This window comes from Halomonas sp. 11-S5 (genome assembly GCF_029889825.1).
In the GTDB taxonomy this organism is placed as follows: Bacteria; Pseudomonadota; Gammaproteobacteria; order Pseudomonadales; family Halomonadaceae; genus Halomonas.
Genome location: NZ_JARANW010000008.1, coordinates 69,051 through 83,779 on the forward strand (window position 1 = coordinate 69,051; position 14,729 = coordinate 83,779).

14 protein-coding genes are annotated in these 14,729 nt (G+C 66.4%); 10 read left to right on the plus strand and 4 right to left on the minus strand.

Translation table 11 applies throughout. The annotated features are described in order from the left end of the window. Positions 1-103 precede the first annotated feature (103 nt). The 3 genes from OP497_RS08330 to OP497_RS08340 all read right to left on the minus strand — a co-directional run bounded on the left by OP497_RS08330 (position 104) and on the right by OP497_RS08340 (position 2,725). Positions 104-1,057, minus strand: coding sequence for an AEC family transporter (locus tag OP497_RS08330; RefSeq protein WP_280547735.1), 954 nt, complete (start codon positions 1,055-1,057; stop codon positions 104-106). A 46-nt stretch (positions 1,058-1,103) separates the two neighbouring features. Continuing rightward, the gene (locus OP497_RS08335; RefSeq protein WP_280547736.1) at positions 1,104-1,883 is read right to left on the minus strand and encodes an IclR family transcriptional regulator; all 780 of its coding nucleotides are present in this window, start codon (positions 1,881-1,883) and stop codon (positions 1,104-1,106) included. A gap of 62 nt (positions 1,884-1,945) precedes the next feature. Continuing rightward, positions 1,946-2,725 carry an IclR family transcriptional regulator C-terminal domain-containing protein gene (locus tag OP497_RS08340; protein ID WP_280547781.1) on the minus strand — a complete coding sequence of 260 codons (780 nt, stop codon included), beginning with the start codon at positions 2,723-2,725 and terminating at the stop codon, positions 1,946-1,948. A 187-nt stretch (positions 2,726-2,912) separates the two neighbouring features. Here OP497_RS08340 and OP497_RS08345 point away from each other — a divergent pair, with 187 nt between their 5' ends. The 6 genes from OP497_RS08345 to OP497_RS08370 all read left to right on the plus strand — a co-directional run bounded on the left by OP497_RS08345 (position 2,913) and on the right by OP497_RS08370 (position 9,629). Continuing rightward, positions 2,913-4,256 (plus strand): adenylosuccinate lyase family protein, encoded by a 1,344-nt coding sequence (locus OP497_RS08345; RefSeq protein WP_280547737.1) that lies wholly within the window; start codon positions 2,913-2,915, stop codon positions 4,254-4,256. A 197-nt stretch (positions 4,257-4,453) separates the two neighbouring features. Then, the gene (locus tag OP497_RS08350; RefSeq protein WP_280547738.1) at positions 4,454-5,299 is read left to right on the plus strand and encodes a CoA-transferase; all 846 of its coding nucleotides are present in this window, start codon (positions 4,454-4,456) and stop codon (positions 5,297-5,299) included. Continuing rightward, a complete protein-coding gene (locus tag OP497_RS08355; protein ID WP_280547739.1) occupies positions 5,299-6,072 on the plus strand; it encodes a CoA-transferase subunit beta in 774 nt (257 codons plus the stop codon). Before OP497_RS08350 ends, OP497_RS08355 begins: the two co-directional genes overlap by 1 nt. A gap of 155 nt (positions 6,073-6,227) precedes the next feature. Beyond that, positions 6,228-7,430 carry a 3-oxoadipyl-CoA thiolase gene (gene pcaF / locus OP497_RS08360; RefSeq protein WP_280547740.1) on the plus strand — a complete coding sequence of 401 codons (1,203 nt, stop codon included), beginning with the start codon at positions 6,228-6,230 and terminating at the stop codon, positions 7,428-7,430. Positions 7,431-7,502: 72 nt separating this feature from the next. Beyond that, the gene (locus OP497_RS08365) at positions 7,503-8,333 is read left to right on the plus strand and encodes a 3-keto-5-aminohexanoate cleavage protein (RefSeq protein WP_280547741.1); all 831 of its coding nucleotides are present in this window, start codon (positions 7,503-7,505) and stop codon (positions 8,331-8,333) included. Positions 8,334-8,435: 102 nt separating this feature from the next. Beyond that, positions 8,436-9,629, plus strand: a complete 1,194-nt coding sequence (locus tag OP497_RS08370) for an alpha/beta fold hydrolase (protein ID WP_280547742.1) — start codon at positions 8,436-8,438, stop codon at positions 9,627-9,629. 71 nt (positions 9,630-9,700) lie between these two features. Here the strand turns inward: OP497_RS08370 and OP497_RS08375 are convergent, their stop codons facing one another. Beyond that, on the minus strand, positions 9,701-11,425 hold the full coding sequence (locus OP497_RS08375; RefSeq protein WP_280547743.1) for a DUF262 domain-containing protein: 1,725 nt from the start codon (positions 11,423-11,425) through the stop codon (positions 9,701-9,703). A 113-nt stretch (positions 11,426-11,538) separates the two neighbouring features. On the opposite strand from OP497_RS08375, the gene OP497_RS08380 reads away from it, so the two are divergent. The 4 genes from OP497_RS08380 to pcaQ all read left to right on the plus strand — a co-directional run bounded on the left by OP497_RS08380 (position 11,539) and on the right by pcaQ (position 14,687). Continuing rightward, the gene (locus tag OP497_RS08380) at positions 11,539-12,099 is read left to right on the plus strand and encodes a plasmid pRiA4b ORF-3 family protein (protein ID WP_280547744.1); all 561 of its coding nucleotides are present in this window, start codon (positions 11,539-11,541) and stop codon (positions 12,097-12,099) included. Positions 12,100-12,237: 138 nt separating this feature from the next. Then, complete coding sequence (locus OP497_RS08385) at positions 12,238-12,546, plus strand: hypothetical protein (protein ID WP_280547745.1); 309 nt, start codon at positions 12,238-12,240, stop codon at positions 12,544-12,546. A gap of 80 nt (positions 12,547-12,626) precedes the next feature. Beyond that, positions 12,627-13,712, plus strand: coding sequence for a hypothetical protein (locus OP497_RS08390; RefSeq protein WP_280547746.1), 1,086 nt, complete (start codon positions 12,627-12,629; stop codon positions 13,710-13,712). Positions 13,713-13,757: 45 nt separating this feature from the next. Then, on the plus strand, positions 13,758-14,687 hold the full coding sequence (gene pcaQ, locus OP497_RS08395; protein WP_280547747.1) for a pca operon transcription factor PcaQ: 930 nt from the start codon (positions 13,758-13,760) through the stop codon (positions 14,685-14,687). The last annotated feature ends 42 nt before the right edge of the window (positions 14,688-14,729 follow it).

Below are 14,729 nucleotides of genomic sequence, written 5' to 3' on the forward strand. Positions count from 1 at the left end.
CTGTTCCAGAATAATCTAGAACAATGTTCCACTTTAATCAATAGGCGAACGCCCGGAACAGCCTCGAAACGTTACCGCCATCCGCGATAGCTCTGGCAGCGGGTCAGGAAACCGGCAGCAGGCCGAAGCGGGTCAATAGCCCGATCAGCAGGCTGATGGTGACGAAGGAGCCCAGGGTGCCGACCATCAGGGCGGCGGTACTGACCCCGCCCAGGCCATAGCGCTGGCCGAACAGCGGAAAGACACTGATCATCGGGGCACAGGCGAACAGCAGGGCACCGGTCAGCAACATGGGATCCACCTCCGGCAGCAGCAGGAAGACACCGAGCACGGCAAGGGGGTGCAGCAGCAGCTTGCCGACGACGATCTGGCCCACGTCGGAGGCCATGCCGCGGACCTGGAGCCCATACAAAGAGCCGCCGATCACGAACAGCGCGGCGGGACCGGCGGCATCGGCCAGCATGTCGATGGCCTTGGCCAGCGGGCCCGGCAGAGTGAGGCCTGATATGGCGAGCAGCACGCCCACCACCAGGCCGATCAGGATGGGGTTGCGGACCAGGCGCAGGGCCGTCTGGCGTAGCGTCGTAGCGAGCCCGTCCCCGCTCTGGTTCGCCATCTCGGCCAGGATCAGCGCCGCGGGAATGATCAGCAAGTTCTCGATCAGCATGTTCAGCGCCAAGAACACCGCGGCGGGCGAACCGAGCACCATGGCCGCCACCGGGTAGCCGATGAAGCCGCTGTTGGAGGCGGCCATGCCCAGGGCATGCATGGCCCCGATGCCGAGCGACTTGCGCTGGATCCCCAGGGTCAGCAGCAGGGCGAAGGCGAACACCGCCACCGAGCCCAGGCCATAGGCCAGCAGATAGTGGGGGTTGAAGACCTCGGCGAGCGGGTTCTGGTTGAGAGCCCGGATCACCAGGGAGGGCAGGGCACAGTACATGACGAAGGTGCCCACGCCCTGGAGCTGCTCGCGGGTGATGATGCGGCTGGCCATGATCACATAGCCCACGCCGATCAGCAGGAAGATCGGCGTGGTGATGGCGAAAATCTCGAGCACTATGGCCTCCTTGCCGGTAACGGTGACAGACGCCTGGCGCCGGGCATCAGCTGAACAGGCGTGACGAGGCGCTGGCCTGGGAGAGTTCCGCCGCTGCTGCCATCAGGTTCGGCCCCAGGGCCTGGACGCGCTCGGCATCGAGCCGCACGCTGGGCCCGGCGATGCTCAGTGCCCCGATGGGATGGCCGTCGAGCGGGTGGCGCACCACGGCCGCCATGGCCGTGGTGCCCGGCCCCATGCTGTCGCTGACCCAGCTGTAGCCGCGCTCACGGGTCTGGCGCAGATGCTCGAACACGGCCTCGCGGGTGCGCGGGGCCCCGGGCCCTACCGGGTGGTCGGTCTCCAGGCCATGGGCGTCGATCAGGGTCGCCGCCGCCGCGTCGCTGAGGTCGGCTAGCCAGGCATGGCCGCTGGCGGTGCAGAACAGTGGCGCCTCGCGGCCCATGTCCGGATCGTAGCGCAGCCCGCTGCGTGCACCCTGGGCCTTGGCGATCCAGGTCAGGTGTTCTCCCTCGATGACCGAGAGGCGCACCAGCTCGCCGCTCTCCTCGGCCAGGCGGTCGAGGATCGGCTGGAGGACGTCGCTGGCTCCCGTGCTCGCCAGGTAGCTCAGCCCCATGGCCATCAGTCGCGTGGTGAGCCGATAGCGCTGGGTATTCGGGTCCTGGCGGACGTGGCCGAGCCGGATCAGCTCGTTGCAGATGCGGTGGGCCGCGCTCTTGGGAATGCGCAGCCGGTCGGCGATGACCAGCAAGGGCATGCCCTCGGCGTCCTCCGAGAGGATTTCCAGCACCCCTAGGGTGCGTTCGATCAGGCTACCCGCCATGATGGCTATCCATTCGTCGCGAAAACCTTGATTCTAGAATCGTGTTTTGGAATTTGCACCCATCAGCTGACATGAGCGCGGATCTGTCGGGCCTTCTCCTGCAGCAGCGGCAGGTACTGGCGCATCAGGGTGTCGAAGTCGACCCGGGCGGCATTGGTGCTGATGTTGATCGCGCCCAGCAGCCGGCCGTTGGCATCGAAGGCCGGCACGGCCACCGAGCGCAACCCGGAGTCGAGCTCCTGGTCGGCGATGGCGTAGCCCTGCTGGCGCACTTTCAGGATGCAGCGCTTGAGCTCGGCCTTGTCGGTGATGGTCTTGTCGGTATGCGGCTCGAGGAGCACTCGCGCCAGGAAGGCGTCGAGTTGGGCATCCGGCAGCTGGGCCAGCAGCACCCGCCCCATGGAGGTGTGGGCCGCGGGCAGGCGCGTGCCCACCGAGAGGGTGATGGCCATCAGCCGGTGGCGCGACGAGGAGCGCGCCACATAGGTGACGTCGTCGCCGTCCAGCACACCCAGCGACGAGGACTCGCCACACTCGGAGGTGATGTCCTCGAGAATCTGCTGGATCACGCTGCGGTAGTTGTTGGCGGAGAGAAACGCATAGCCGAGGTTCAGCACCTTGGGGGCCAGCTCGAAGTGGCGCTGATGCTTGCGGACATAGCCCAGCGCATGCAGGGTTAGCAGGAAGCGTCGCGCCCGGGCACGGTTCATGCCGGTGCGCGCCGCCACCTCGCTGAGCGTCATGCGTGGGTGGGCCTCGTCGAAGGCCAGGATGACCTCGAGGCCACTGGCCAGTGCGGTCACGAAGTCACGATCGTCGGGGCTCAGGGCCTCGTCCTGCATTGCCGTTTCCATCCCTCGTTATCCTTGGTCGTGTTGCCGGGAACCTGGGTCTAATCTAGCATATTTGTTCGAACAGCGAACACGTGTGCGACTATAGATGAAGCCTGTCCAGCCATTGGCCGAGCCCCACGCAACTATCCACGCAACTATCCACGCAACCATCCACGCACCTCCCGGAGAGACCGTCATGCCTGCCGCCCTGATCCAGCACCCCTTCATGAGCCAGCAGGCGCTGGCCGAGTGCAATGCCCGGGCCATGGTCGATGCCATGCTGGCCTTCGAGCTGTCCCTGGCCGAGGTCCAGGAGGCCCGCGGGGCGGTGCCCGGGGGTGCCAGCCAGGCCATGCGCCAGACCCTCGAGGCGCATGACTTCGACCTGGAGGCCATCGCCGCCGGCGTCGCCAGCGGCGGCAATGCGGCCATCCCCTTCGTCAAGCAGGGGCGCGCGGCCTTGCCGGAGGAGCTCAAGCGCTACTGGCACCAGGGCGCGACCAGCCAGGACGTGGTCGACAGCGCCCTGATGTTGATGCTGGCGCCGCGCTTGGCCGCCCTCGATGCCCTGCTGGTGCGCTGTCGCACCGCGGCCCTCAGCCTGATGCAGGCCCATGACCAGACCGTGATGGTGGGCCGCACCCTGATGCAGCAGGCGCTGCCGATCACCTTCGGCGTCAAGGTGGCCCACTGGGCCATCGGCCTGGAGCAGGCGCGTCGTCGCTTGGCCGGGCTCGAGCTGCCGGTGCAGTTCGGCGGTGCCGTAGGGGTGCACTCTGGTTTAGACGACCAGGGCCTCGCCTTCATGGACGCCCTGGCCGAGCGGCTGGGCCTCGCGGCTGCCGTGCTGCCCTGGCACACCGATCGCCAGCCGATCCATGCCCTGGCCACGGGGCTGGATGCCGCCGCCGGCGCCGCCGAGAAGCTGGCCCTGGACGTGTCGCTGCTGACCCAGACGGAGCTCGGCGAGGTGGCCGAGCCGGCGGCCCCCGGCATGGGGGAGTCCTCCTCGATGCCGCACAAGCGCAACCCGGTGCGCTGCGCGCTGATCCGTGGCGCCGCCCGCCAGGTGCATGGCCATGCCACGGTGATCCTCAACGCCGCGGCCCAGCCCCTGGAGCGGGGCTTGGGCGAGTGGCACGCCGAGTGGGCGCCGCTGCTCGACAGTGCCCTGCTGCTCGAAGGCGCGCTGGAACAGGCCGCGGTGCTGCTCGAGGGCCTGGAGGTGCACCCCGAGGCGATGCGGCGCAACCTGGCGGTGACGGGCGGCGGCATCATGGCCGAGCCGGTCTCGCGCCTGCTGGCCCCGGTCGTGGGCCAGGATGCCGCCAGGCGGATCAGCGCCGAGGCCGCCGAGACGGCGCGCCTGACGGGGCGCCCCTATGCCCAGGTACTGCACGAGCAGCTGCTGGCGGGGCACGACGAGGTGGCGGGGCGCGTCGAGCGTGCCGAGCTCGAGCGGGCCAGTGATCCGGCCTTATACCTTGGCAGTAGTCAAGCCCAGGTGCAGCGTGCCATCGTCTGGCTGGAGGGCAAGTAATCGACTGAAAGTTCGATATTTATGCAGGTTAATCGCGAGGGGAGGCCAGGCCTCCCTTTTTTCTTGCGCGCTCGGCGGGATTTGACGGGCGAGCATGACGGCGGTAATTTGTTCGCACTACAAACCTATGTTCACTTCACGAACATATTCGGGCCGGCCGGTGGCCTCCCGAACGCAACAGCAAGAGGCGAACCATCATGGCCGAGTTCCTGAGCCTGCATGACGCGGTCGCGCGCTACGTCGAGGACGGCGCCACCGTGGCCATGGAAGGCTTTACCCACCTGATTCCTTTCGCCGCGGGTCACGAGGTGATCCGCCAGAAGAAGCGCGACCTGACGCTGATCCGCATGACCCCCGACCTGATCTACGATCAGCTGATCGGCGCGGGCTGTGCGAAGAAGGTGATCTTCTCCTGGGGCGGCAACCCCGGCGTGGGCTCCCTGCACCGCCTGCGCGACGCCGTGGAGAAGGGCTGGCCCCGCAAGATCGAGATCCTAGAGCACAGCCACGCCGCCATGGCCTGCGCCTTCGAGGCCGGGGCCGCCGGCCTGCCGCTGGCCGTGCTGCGCGGCTATGTGGGCAGTGAGCTGCCCAACGTCAACGACCAGATCAAGTTCATCGAATGCCCCTTTACCGGCGAGCGCCTCGCGGCAGTGCCGGCGGTGCGCCCGGATGTCTCCCTCGTCCACGCCCAGAAGGCCGACCGGGCCGGCAACGTGCTGGTGGAAGGCATCGTCGGCGTGCAGAAGGAGGCCGTGCTGGCGGCGACGCGGAGCATCGTCACCGTCGAGGAGATCGTCGAGGACCTGACCGCCGAGCCGGACTATCACCCCAACACTTGCATCATCCCGGGCTGGGCCATCAATGCCATCGCCGTGGCCGAGAAGGGCGCGCTGCCCTCCTATGCCCATGGCTACTACCCGCGCAACAACCGCTTCTACAAGGAGTGGGATGCCATCGCCCGCGACCGCGACGCCTTCACCCGGTGGCTCGACGAGAACGTCTACGATCAAGATGCCAACTCGACAGGGGGAAATGCCTGATGAGCCTCGCCTACACATCCTCGGAGATGATGACCGTCACCGCCGCCCGGGCACTCGAAAACGGCATGACCTGCTTCGTCGGCATCGGCCTGCCCAGTGAGGCCGCCAACCTGGCGCGCCTGACCCATGCCCCCGACGTGGTGCTGATCTACGAGTCCGGCACCCTGCAGACCCAGCCGGAGGTGCTGCCGCTCTCCATCGGCGACGGCGAACTGTGCGAGTCGGCCCTGACCACCGTCGCGGTGCCGGAGATGTTCCGCTACTGGCTGCAGGGCGGCAAGATCAGCGTGGGCTTCCTGGGCACCGCCCAGATCGACCGCTACGCCAATCTCAACACCACCCTGATCGGCGACTACCATGATCCTAAGGTGCGCCTGCCGGGCGGTGGCGGCGCTCCCGAAATTGCGACGAATGCGGGAGAGGTCTTTATCACCCTGAAGCACTCCAAGCGTGCCTTCGTGAAGGACGTCGACTTCGCCACCACCCTGGGCTTCGGACGCGACGGCAAGGGCCGCGACGGCGTGCCGAACATCGGCAAGGGGCCCACGCGCGTCATCACCGACCTCTGCGTGATGAAGCCCGACCCCGAGACCAAGGAGCTCACGGTGGTCTCCCTGCACCCGGGCGTGAGCCGCGAGGACGTGTGTGATGCCACCGGCTGGGAGATCCGCTTCGCCGGCGAGCTCGAGAGCACCCCGGAGCCCAGTGCGAAGGAGCTCGAGATCCTTCGCGAGCTGAAGGACAGAACCGAACGCCAGCACGCCGGCGAGTAAATTCACCCTATAACGGTCTGCGCTCGGCCATACGGCGTTGAGAGACAGTTCAAAATGCTCATTTACCCATTTGTAAACTCCGCTTTTTCGCTGTCTCTCGCCTTGTCTGGCCATCGCTCGCCGCGTTCTAGCGGCGAATTTCAGGAGCCTAAATCATGAGCGACGTATTCCTCTGTCATCCGCGGCGCAGCGCTGTGGGCCGCTTCGGCGGTACCCTCTCGAGCGTGCGCCCCGACGATCTCGCCGCCAGCCTCTTCAAGGCGGTGCTGGCCCAGGCCCCGGGGCTCGACCCGGCGGCCATCGAAGATGTCTTCATGGGCTGCGCCAACCAGGCCGGCGAGGACAACCGCAGCGTGGCGCGCATGTCGCTGCTGCTCGCCGGCCTGCCGACCTCCGTGCCCGGCACCACGCTGAACCGCCTGTGCGGCTCCGGGATGGACGCGGTGGGCACCGCCTTCCGTGCCATCAAGGCCGGCGAAATGGACCTGGCCCTGGCCGGCGGCGTGGAGTCCATGTCCCGTGCCCCCTACGTGATGGGCAAGGCCGACAGCGCCTTCTCCCGCGGCCAGAAGATCGAGGACACCACCATCGGCTGGCGCTTCATCAACCCGTTGATGAAGAAGGCCTACGGCGTGGACTCCATGCCGGAGACCGCCGAGAACGTCGCCGAGCGGTTCACTATCGCCCGCGAGGACCAGGACGCCTTCGCCCTGCGCTCCCAGCAGAAGGCCGCCGCCGCCCAGCAGGCCGGCCGCTTTGCCGAGGAGATCACCGCCATTGAGATCCCGCGCCGCAAGCAGGCGCCGCTGGTCTTCGACCGGGACGAGCACCTGCGCGAGACCACGCTGGAGAAGCTCGCCGGCCTGCCCACCCCCTTCCGCGAGGGCGGCAGCGTCACCGCCGGCAATGCCTCCGGGGTCAACGATGGCGCCGCCGCCATGCTGGTGGCAAGTCGAGAAGCGGTGGAGCAGCACGGCCTGACGCCCATGGCGAAGATCCTCGGCATGGCCACCGCCGGCGTCGAGCCGCGCATCATGGGCGTTGGCCCGGTGCCCGCGGTGAACAAGCTGCTCGAGCGTACCGGCGTGTCACTGGACGAGATCGACGTGATCGAGCTCAATGAGGCCTTTGCCGCCCAGGCGCTGGCCTGCATGCGCGACCTCGGCCTCGAGGATGACGACCCACGGGTCAACCCCAACGGCGGTGCCATCGCCCTGGGCCATCCGCTGGGCATGTCCGGCGCGCGCCTGCTGTTGACCGCTGCCCACGAGCTCAAGAAGAGCGGCAAGCGCTACGCCCTGTGCACCATGTGCGTGGGCGTGGGGCAGGGCATCGCCACCCTGATCGAGCGGGCCTAGGCGCCCACGGCATCACCCTTGAGGCTCCTGCTTACCCTCCACACAAGCCATCAGGCATAACGCGAGGTTCCCATGTCGAATCCCTGTATTATCTGTGTTGCCATCACCGGCAGCCTGCCACGCAAAGAGAACAACCCGGCGGTTCCGATCACCATCGAGGAGCAGATCGAGAGCACCCAGGCGGCCTTCGAGGCCGGGGCGAGCATTGCGCACTGCCATGTCCGCAACGAGGATCAGACCCCGACCTCGGATCCCGAGACGTTTGCCCGCCTGCTCGAAGGGCTGCGCAAGCACTGCCCGGGCATGATCGTCCAGCTATCCACCGGTGGCCGCTCCGGTGCCGAGCGTGAGCGCGGTGGCATGCTACCGCTGAAGCCCGATATGGCCAGCCTGTCGGTGGGGTCCAACAACTTCCCCACGCGCGTCTACGAGAATTCCCCCGACCTGGTGGACTGGCTCGCCTCCGAGATGCTGACCTACGACATCAAGCCCGAGATCGAGGCCTTCGACCTGTCGCATATCCATCAGGCGGTAAACCTGATGAAGCAGGGCAAGATCCAGGCGCCGCTGTACGTCCAGTTCGTGATGGGCGTGAAGAACGCCATGCCGGCCGACAAGCCGACCTTCGACTTCTACATCGAGACCCTCGAGCGCCTGGCGCCGGGTTCCCAGTGGTGCGGGGCCGGTGTCGGCGCCAACCAGCTGGTGCTCAACGAGTGGTCGATCGCCGCCGGAGGCCACACGCGCACCGGCCTCGAGGACAACGTCCGCTGGGACAAGGAGAGCCTGGCCCCCTCGAATGCCGCCCTGGTCGAGCGGGTGGCGGCGCTTTGTGAGAAGTACAAGCGCCCGGTGGCTACCTGGCAACAGGCGCGCGAGATCCTGGGACTCAAGGCGGTTTAACGACTCGCCATCGGTCCCTTTCGGGGCCACTGAGGGACGGTGTGGACCGCCGTCGAGGGGGACAACCTTGAATTTTGACGTTAGGCGTCAGGAGAGATTTCTATGGCATTTCTGACCATCAACGGCCGCAGCGTGGCCTATCGCCTGCTCGGCGCCGAGGCCAATCCCCTGGTGATGCTGGCCCACCCGCTGGGCATGAGCCAGGCGGTGTGGGACGACGTCCTGCCGGCGCTGCTGCCACGCTACCGCGTGCTGACCTGGGACCTGCCCGGCCACGGCGCGAGCCAGGCCTGGGGCGAGGGAGCGATCACCCCGGCCGACCTGGCAAGCGAAGCCCTGGCGCTGGCCGACCACGCCGGCGCCGGCCGCTTCCACTTCGCCGGCACCTCCATCGGCGGGGTGGTGGGTCAGCAGCTGGTCAGCCAGCACGGCGAGCGGCTGCTCTCCGCCACCCTGACCAACACCGGGGCGGTGATCGGCAACGCCGAGCTGTGGAACACCCGTGCCGGCCGCGTGCGCCAGGAAGGCCTGGCGGCGATGTCCGAGGAGATCGTGCCGCGCTGGTTCGCCCCCGCCTGCTTCGAGGCCGAGCCGGCCCTCAAGGCAGGCTGGTGCACCCAGATGGGCCGCGGTGATGACGAATCCTACGCGCGGCTCTGCGAGATGCTGGGGCGCGACACTTTCACGGGGAAGCTCTCCGGCCCTCTATCTCAACACCCGGGCGTCAAGGTGCAGCTCTTCGGCGGCAGCGAGGACATGGCGACCCCCCCGGCGACCCTGGAGGCCCTGGCGGCCGAGTGCGACGGCGCCCCCCTCGAGGTCCTCGAGGGCGTCGGCCACGTGCCCTCCGTGGAGGTGCCGGGGCTGTTCGCCGAGAAGCTGCTGGCGGTGATGGCGGTGGACCTGGGCGACGTGGGCGCCGAGGGCGTCGACTATGCCACCGGCCTCGAGACCCGCAAGCAGGTGCTGGGCGAGGAGCACGTGGCGCGCTCCACCGAGAAGGCCACCAGCCTGGATGCGCCCTTCCAGCAGATGATCACCCGCCTGGCCTGGGGCGAGCTGTGGAGCAATGACGACCTGACCCGTCGCGAGCGCAGCATGATCACCACCGGCATCCTCGCCGCCCTGGGTCGCGAGGAGCTGACCCTGCACCTCAAGACCGCCAGGCGCATCGGCCTCTCCGAGGCGGAGCTGCGCCAGGTGCTGATGCATGTGGCCATCTATGGCGGCGTGCCGGCGGCCAACCATGCCTTCTCGCTGGCCAAGCAGCTGGGCTGGGGCAGCGGCGAAGCCTGACGGGCCTTGCTTGTCGAGAAGCCTCCGTCCCCCATGGGCCTTCGTCGTGGAGGCGCAAGCCTGAAGCCAGGTTAATAATCGACAAAGTCGACCCGCCATATCCCGGCGGCGATATCGGCCAGCCGCTTCTGGCGGGCCTCGATACGGCTCTCGTCCCAGTGGTCATTCTGTTCGGCAATGGCCCGTGTGATCTGAAAGTCACTGGCGAGATAGGCACGGCGTTTCTCATCGAAGTCGGCATTGCCGATATCCCGGTTCACCCGGCTTTCCAGAGGCGTCATGTTGCCCAGACGGTAGATCAGCCCATCCAGCTTCCCGTCTGGGATATGCGTCCAGGTCTCTGACGGATGTTCAGGCAGTACATGCTCCAAGCTATAGGCGGGGCTCTCGAAGTCCAGGGACTGACCGCTACGCTGGCGCTCGATCTCGAACAGCATGTAGCGCACCACCTTGCGGTTGCGGCTGCTGGTGGTGCGCAGTGCCTTCTCGGTGAAGGCGGCCTTGAACTGGCGATCATCGGGATAGACGCCACGCAACGCTGCCAGTACCTGCCGGAGGTTGCCGATCTCGCCTTCCGCCAGTTTCCAGGCCACCTCGTTGTAGGTTCGCTCCTGCTCATGGGTCGGCAGGCTGCAGATCACGTTGTAGCGCAATGCGATTACGGCGATTGCACGCAAGATACGGATGAACACTTCCCGTTCCTGCTCGAAGAAACGCCGGTGGCAGGCCAGCAGCATGGCAAGCGGCTGGCGCACATTGAACATCTGCAGCTGTTCCAGGGCGCGCTGCTCCGGCTCGTTCCAGCCCGGGTCCTGGGGATCCCGCAGAGCCGCATAGAGTCCCGCATGGTGATCGAGTTCGCGGATCAGGCCAAAGGCACCTTCCCGGTCGCTGACGCGGCGGCGTATGGTCTTGAACAGCTCGGCCTTGCGCACCAGCCGATGCCGGCTGTTCCAGTAGACGCGCAGGAATTCGGGGAAGCTCTCGCTGCCAAGAAGACCCACGATGCGTTCCCAGCGGTCCTCCAGGGCCTTCAACTCAGTCTCATGGGTCGAGGCGGAGCTAACCAGCGAGAACAGGTAGTTCTTCAACAGGTCGGTGGAGGAGAGGCGAACGCCGCGGGCGTTGAGCGTCTCGAACACCTTGAAGGCGTTGAGCTCGTCGGTGACCGTGATCACGGTGAAGAACAGCTTGTCGACCAGGCTGTCGATGAAGGCGGCCAACCGCTGGCCGCCGCCGTCTTCGCTGCCGATATGCTCCTTGAGGTGTTCCCGGAACCAGCCATACGCCTTGCGCAGCTGGTGTTCCGAGGAATGCAGGCCGCGTTGGGGCAGGTGCTCCAAGGGGGCCAGGTAAGTCTGGTAGAAACGGTCATTGTGGCGGTTTAAGGTCAGCTTGGATTGTGGAATCAGCGAAACCGGATCCATGTAGCCGATGTAGCTGTTGCGCAATTGCTCCTGGCGACGGCGATTGTCATTGGCATCCTGTCCTGCCTCGACCAGCATCTGCAGGAGCCCCAGCCCCGCCAGGATCATCACGCTCAGGGTGGTGATGCGCTGCTGACCGTCGATGATGTCGAAGTGCTTGCTATCGGCGGATTGGAGCACCAGGTAGCCCATGTAGTGGGCCGGCTCGCCGTCCTCCTCGAACAGACCCAGCACATCTTGCCAGAGGTCATCCCACTCATCCTCTCCCCAGGTGTAGTCGCGCTGGAAGGGCGGTACCCGGTAGGTGAGGCCATTGCCCAGCAGCTGGCGCAGGGTCTGGTTGGCGGTATTGAAATTCATCGTCGCCATGGCGTACCGTCGCTGATCATTGGGCTTAACTTATCACGTCTACCTGCCGCTACAGTGTCTGTAGAGCCAGTCAGCATCCACCATACAACACGGCAACAACGACTACTCTCACCATGCCAGATATCCGCCTGCGTATTGAACTGCTCGACACTGATCCCCTGGTCTGGCGCCGCGTGCTGGTGCCGGAGCAGATCAACCTGCACCGCCTGCACGAGGTCATCCAGGCCGCCATGGGCTGGGAGGATTGTCACCTCTTCGAATTCGAGTGCAATGGCCGCTACTACGGCGAGCCGGACGACTGGAGCGACCGGCCCATCGCGCTGGCGCGCAACGCCAAGCTCAAGACCATCGCCGCGCGGCTGACCGACAACACCTTCCACTACTTCTACGACTTCGGCGACGACTGGATACATCACATCGTGGTGGAAGCGACCGACCTCGCCGAGACCAACCCCTGCCCGCGGCTGATCGACGGCGCCATGGCCTGCCCGCCGGAGGATATCGGCGGCATCAGCGGGTTCGAGGCGCTCAAGGAGGCCGCCGCCGGCCGCGGCGATGAGCACGGTAAGATGCTGCTGGACGCCGAGGACGGCCACTTCGATCCGGAAACGCTGGACGAGGCGGAGATCAATTTCATGCTGGCGCCGATCCAGGCCGGCTTTCGACGGGGGTGACCGCAAGGCGGCCGAACGGCACACGTCACCGGGTATCGCCGCCAAGCGGGATAGGGAAGCCTCGCTCCATGAGGAGAGCCTTCGCTCCATCGAGCAGCTGAGGCAGGCACTCCAGGCCGAGAGGGGCAGGAATCGGACATGATGGCGGGCCGTCAACACTTGTGTGAGTACATGCCGGCTGAAGGCGTGTTTGTCTACCTGGCTGCAAACTTTCTCGAAGAGGATCGGCACTGGCGCTGGTGCCTGTACTTCGAGCGCACTGCGACGGAAGAAGATCTGAATACGTACCATAGGCTGGAGCAGGAGGGCGATACCCTCTGGTGCGCAGCCATCGGCATCAGCCACTGCCCTTTCTGCGGTGAGGCCCTGCCTGGCGATACGCTCGAGGAAGGTCGTGCCGCCGAGATGGTCATGACCGATTATCGCTTCGACTGGTTGGGTCGATAACCCTGCATTCGTTGCCAGGAGCCGCTACAGCAAGCCATGAGCGAATACCAGTACTACGATTTCTGGCCGTAGACCGGCCCTTGAGCGTGGATGACCAGCAGGCGCTGCGAGCGATTTCCAGCCGGGCGCGCATCACGGCGACCGGCTTTACCAACCACTATGAATGGGGCAACCTGAAGGCCGATCCCACCCGGCTGCTGCAGCGCTACTTCGACCTGCATGTCTATGTGGCGATGTGGGGGTATAAGCGGCTGCTGATTCGACTACCCAGGATGGCACTTTCCCTGACGGATCTGGACGCCTTCCAGCTGGATGAGTGTGATCTACTGGAGGTCCGTCAGACCCCCGAAGGCTGGCTGATCGATATCGATGTCGAAGCCGATGAAGAGGCCGCTTGGGACGAGTTCGATGATGGCAGCAGCTGGATGGGGGCGCTGGCGGGGTTGCGCCAGGAGCTGCTCGCCGGTGACCTGCGGCTGTTCTACCTCGGTTGGCTGTGGGCCGTGCAGCTCGGCTATGTCCGTGAAGAGGCCCTGGAGCCACTACCGGGCATCGGCCCCTTGACCCCCAGCCAGCAGGCGCTGGCCGAGTTCATGGCGCTCGATCCCATGCTGGTGGATGCCGCTGCCGAGTCCAGCGAGAAGGTGCCTGCCGGCAGTGAGGTCGAGGGCTTCATCGCCTCCCTTCCCCTGCAGGAAAAGGATGCGTTGTTGCGGCGCCTGCTGGAGGGTGACGGCAGTGTGACCGCCGAACTGCAGCGTCGCCTTCGCCAGCATTGTCAGACGGAGCAGTCGCCTCGGCGTAGCGTGGCCGAGCTGAAGATACAGGCCAACGCCTCACACGAGCGACATCGCCAGGCCTATCTGGAGGAGAAGTCGCGTCGGGAAGCGGAGCAGGTGGCGGCAGAAGAGAAGCTGCGTCAGGAGCGAGTGGCCCAGGCGGCCAGGCTGGGCGAGCGAGCCTGGCAGGAAGTGCTGAGCCAGATTGGCCGTCGGCAGCCCAAGGGCTATGAGATGGCCGCCGGGTTACTCGCGGACCTGCGTGAGCTGGCCATCGAACGCGGCGAGCAGGCCGCCTTCGAGGAGCGCTTGAACAGGATAGTGGCCGAGCATCGGCGCAAGGAGCGTTTCCTCGAACAGCTGCAGCGCCTTGGGCTATTGCCGTGACTGCTGAGAAGCCTATTTCTCGCTGCCCGCCAACCGGAGGCCTGAATGCTCAATGCCCGGATCAAGCTGCGCCACCTCCAGGCCTTCCTGGAGGTGGCCCGTCAGCGCAGCTTCGCGCGTGCCGCCGAGCGCCTGGCGATCACCCAGCCGGGCATGTCCAAGACCATCAAGGAACTCGAGGAGATCCTCGGCACCGCGCTCTTCGAGCGGACCTCCCGGGGGGTGGCGCTGACCCAGGCCGGCCTGACCCTGCTGCGCCACGCCGGCCCGGCGATCCGCGCCCTGGAGGAGGGTGTCAGTGCGCTGGGCGAGGCGCATGCCGCAGTGCGCTGGCTCAGGGTGGGGGCGCTCTCCACGGTGGAGAGCCGCCTGTTGCCCGAGGCGATCCGGCGCTGGCAGCAGGCCGAGGCCGGCGAGACCGGTGTCAACGTGGTGACCGGGCCCAGTGCCTTCCTGCTCTCCCGGCTGCGCCGAGGGGAACTGGACCTGGTGGTGGGGCGCATGACCGAGGCCCGCGAGATCCGCGACCTGGCCTTCGAGCACCTCTACTACGAGCGCCTGGTGCTGGCGGTCCGGGCCGGCCACCCCCTGGCCGGGGTCGCGCCGCTCGAGGCGTCACGCCTGGCGGACTTCCCCTGGGTACTGCCGCCTCCCCACACCACCCTGCGCCAGCAGGTCGACAGCTTCTGCGTGCGCCACTCGCTGCGCCTGCCGGGGCGGCAGCTGGAGACCCTGTCGCTGCCGCTGAGCCATCGCTACACCCTGGGCAGCGATGCCATCTGGGTGGCTCCGGAAGAGGCGGTGCGCGGCGCCCTGGACGATGGCCGGCTAGGCGAGCTGGCGCTGTCGCTGGAGCAGCAGGGCGGTTCGGTGGGGCTCTGTACCAACACCAGCCTGGAGCCGTCACTGGCCCTGGAAGGATTCTGCGAGACCCTCCGCGAGGTCGCGGCGGGCATGGCGGCGATCGTGACGTAACACATAACCCATGGGTTATGTCGAAGGGGCGAGACGTCAATT

What these genes read in the sequence shown, in the direction of transcription:
- OP497_RS08335 (WP_280547736.1), bottom strand. Translation starts at nt 1,883, where the DNA reads ATGGCGGGTAGCCTGATCGAACGCACCCTAGGGGTGCTGGAAATCCTC.
- OP497_RS08340 (WP_280547781.1), bottom strand. Translation starts at nt 2,725, where the DNA reads ATGCAGGACGAGGCCCTGAGCCCCGACGATCGTGACTTCGTGACCGCA.
- OP497_RS08345 (WP_280547737.1), top strand. Translation starts at nt 2,913, where the DNA reads ATGCCTGCCGCCCTGATCCAGCACCCCTTCATGAGCCAGCAGGCGCTG.
- OP497_RS08350 (WP_280547738.1), top strand. Translation starts at nt 4,454, where the DNA reads ATGGCCGAGTTCCTGAGCCTGCATGACGCGGTCGCGCGCTACGTCGAG.
- OP497_RS08355 (WP_280547739.1), top strand. Translation starts at nt 5,299, where the DNA reads ATGAGCCTCGCCTACACATCCTCGGAGATGATGACCGTCACCGCCGCC.
- pcaF (WP_280547740.1), top strand. Translation starts at nt 6,228, where the DNA reads ATGAGCGACGTATTCCTCTGTCATCCGCGGCGCAGCGCTGTGGGCCGC.
- OP497_RS08365 (WP_280547741.1), top strand. Translation starts at nt 7,503, where the DNA reads ATGTCGAATCCCTGTATTATCTGTGTTGCCATCACCGGCAGCCTGCCA.
- OP497_RS08370 (WP_280547742.1), top strand. Translation starts at nt 8,436, where the DNA reads ATGGCATTTCTGACCATCAACGGCCGCAGCGTGGCCTATCGCCTGCTC.
- OP497_RS08375 (WP_280547743.1), bottom strand. Translation starts at nt 11,425, where the DNA reads ATGGCGACGATGAATTTCAATACCGCCAACCAGACCCTGCGCCAGCTG.
- OP497_RS08380 (WP_280547744.1), top strand. Translation starts at nt 11,539, where the DNA reads ATGCCAGATATCCGCCTGCGTATTGAACTGCTCGACACTGATCCCCTG.
- OP497_RS08385 (WP_280547745.1), top strand. Translation starts at nt 12,238, where the DNA reads ATGATGGCGGGCCGTCAACACTTGTGTGAGTACATGCCGGCTGAAGGC.
- pcaQ (WP_280547747.1), top strand. Translation starts at nt 13,758, where the DNA reads ATGCTCAATGCCCGGATCAAGCTGCGCCACCTCCAGGCCTTCCTGGAG.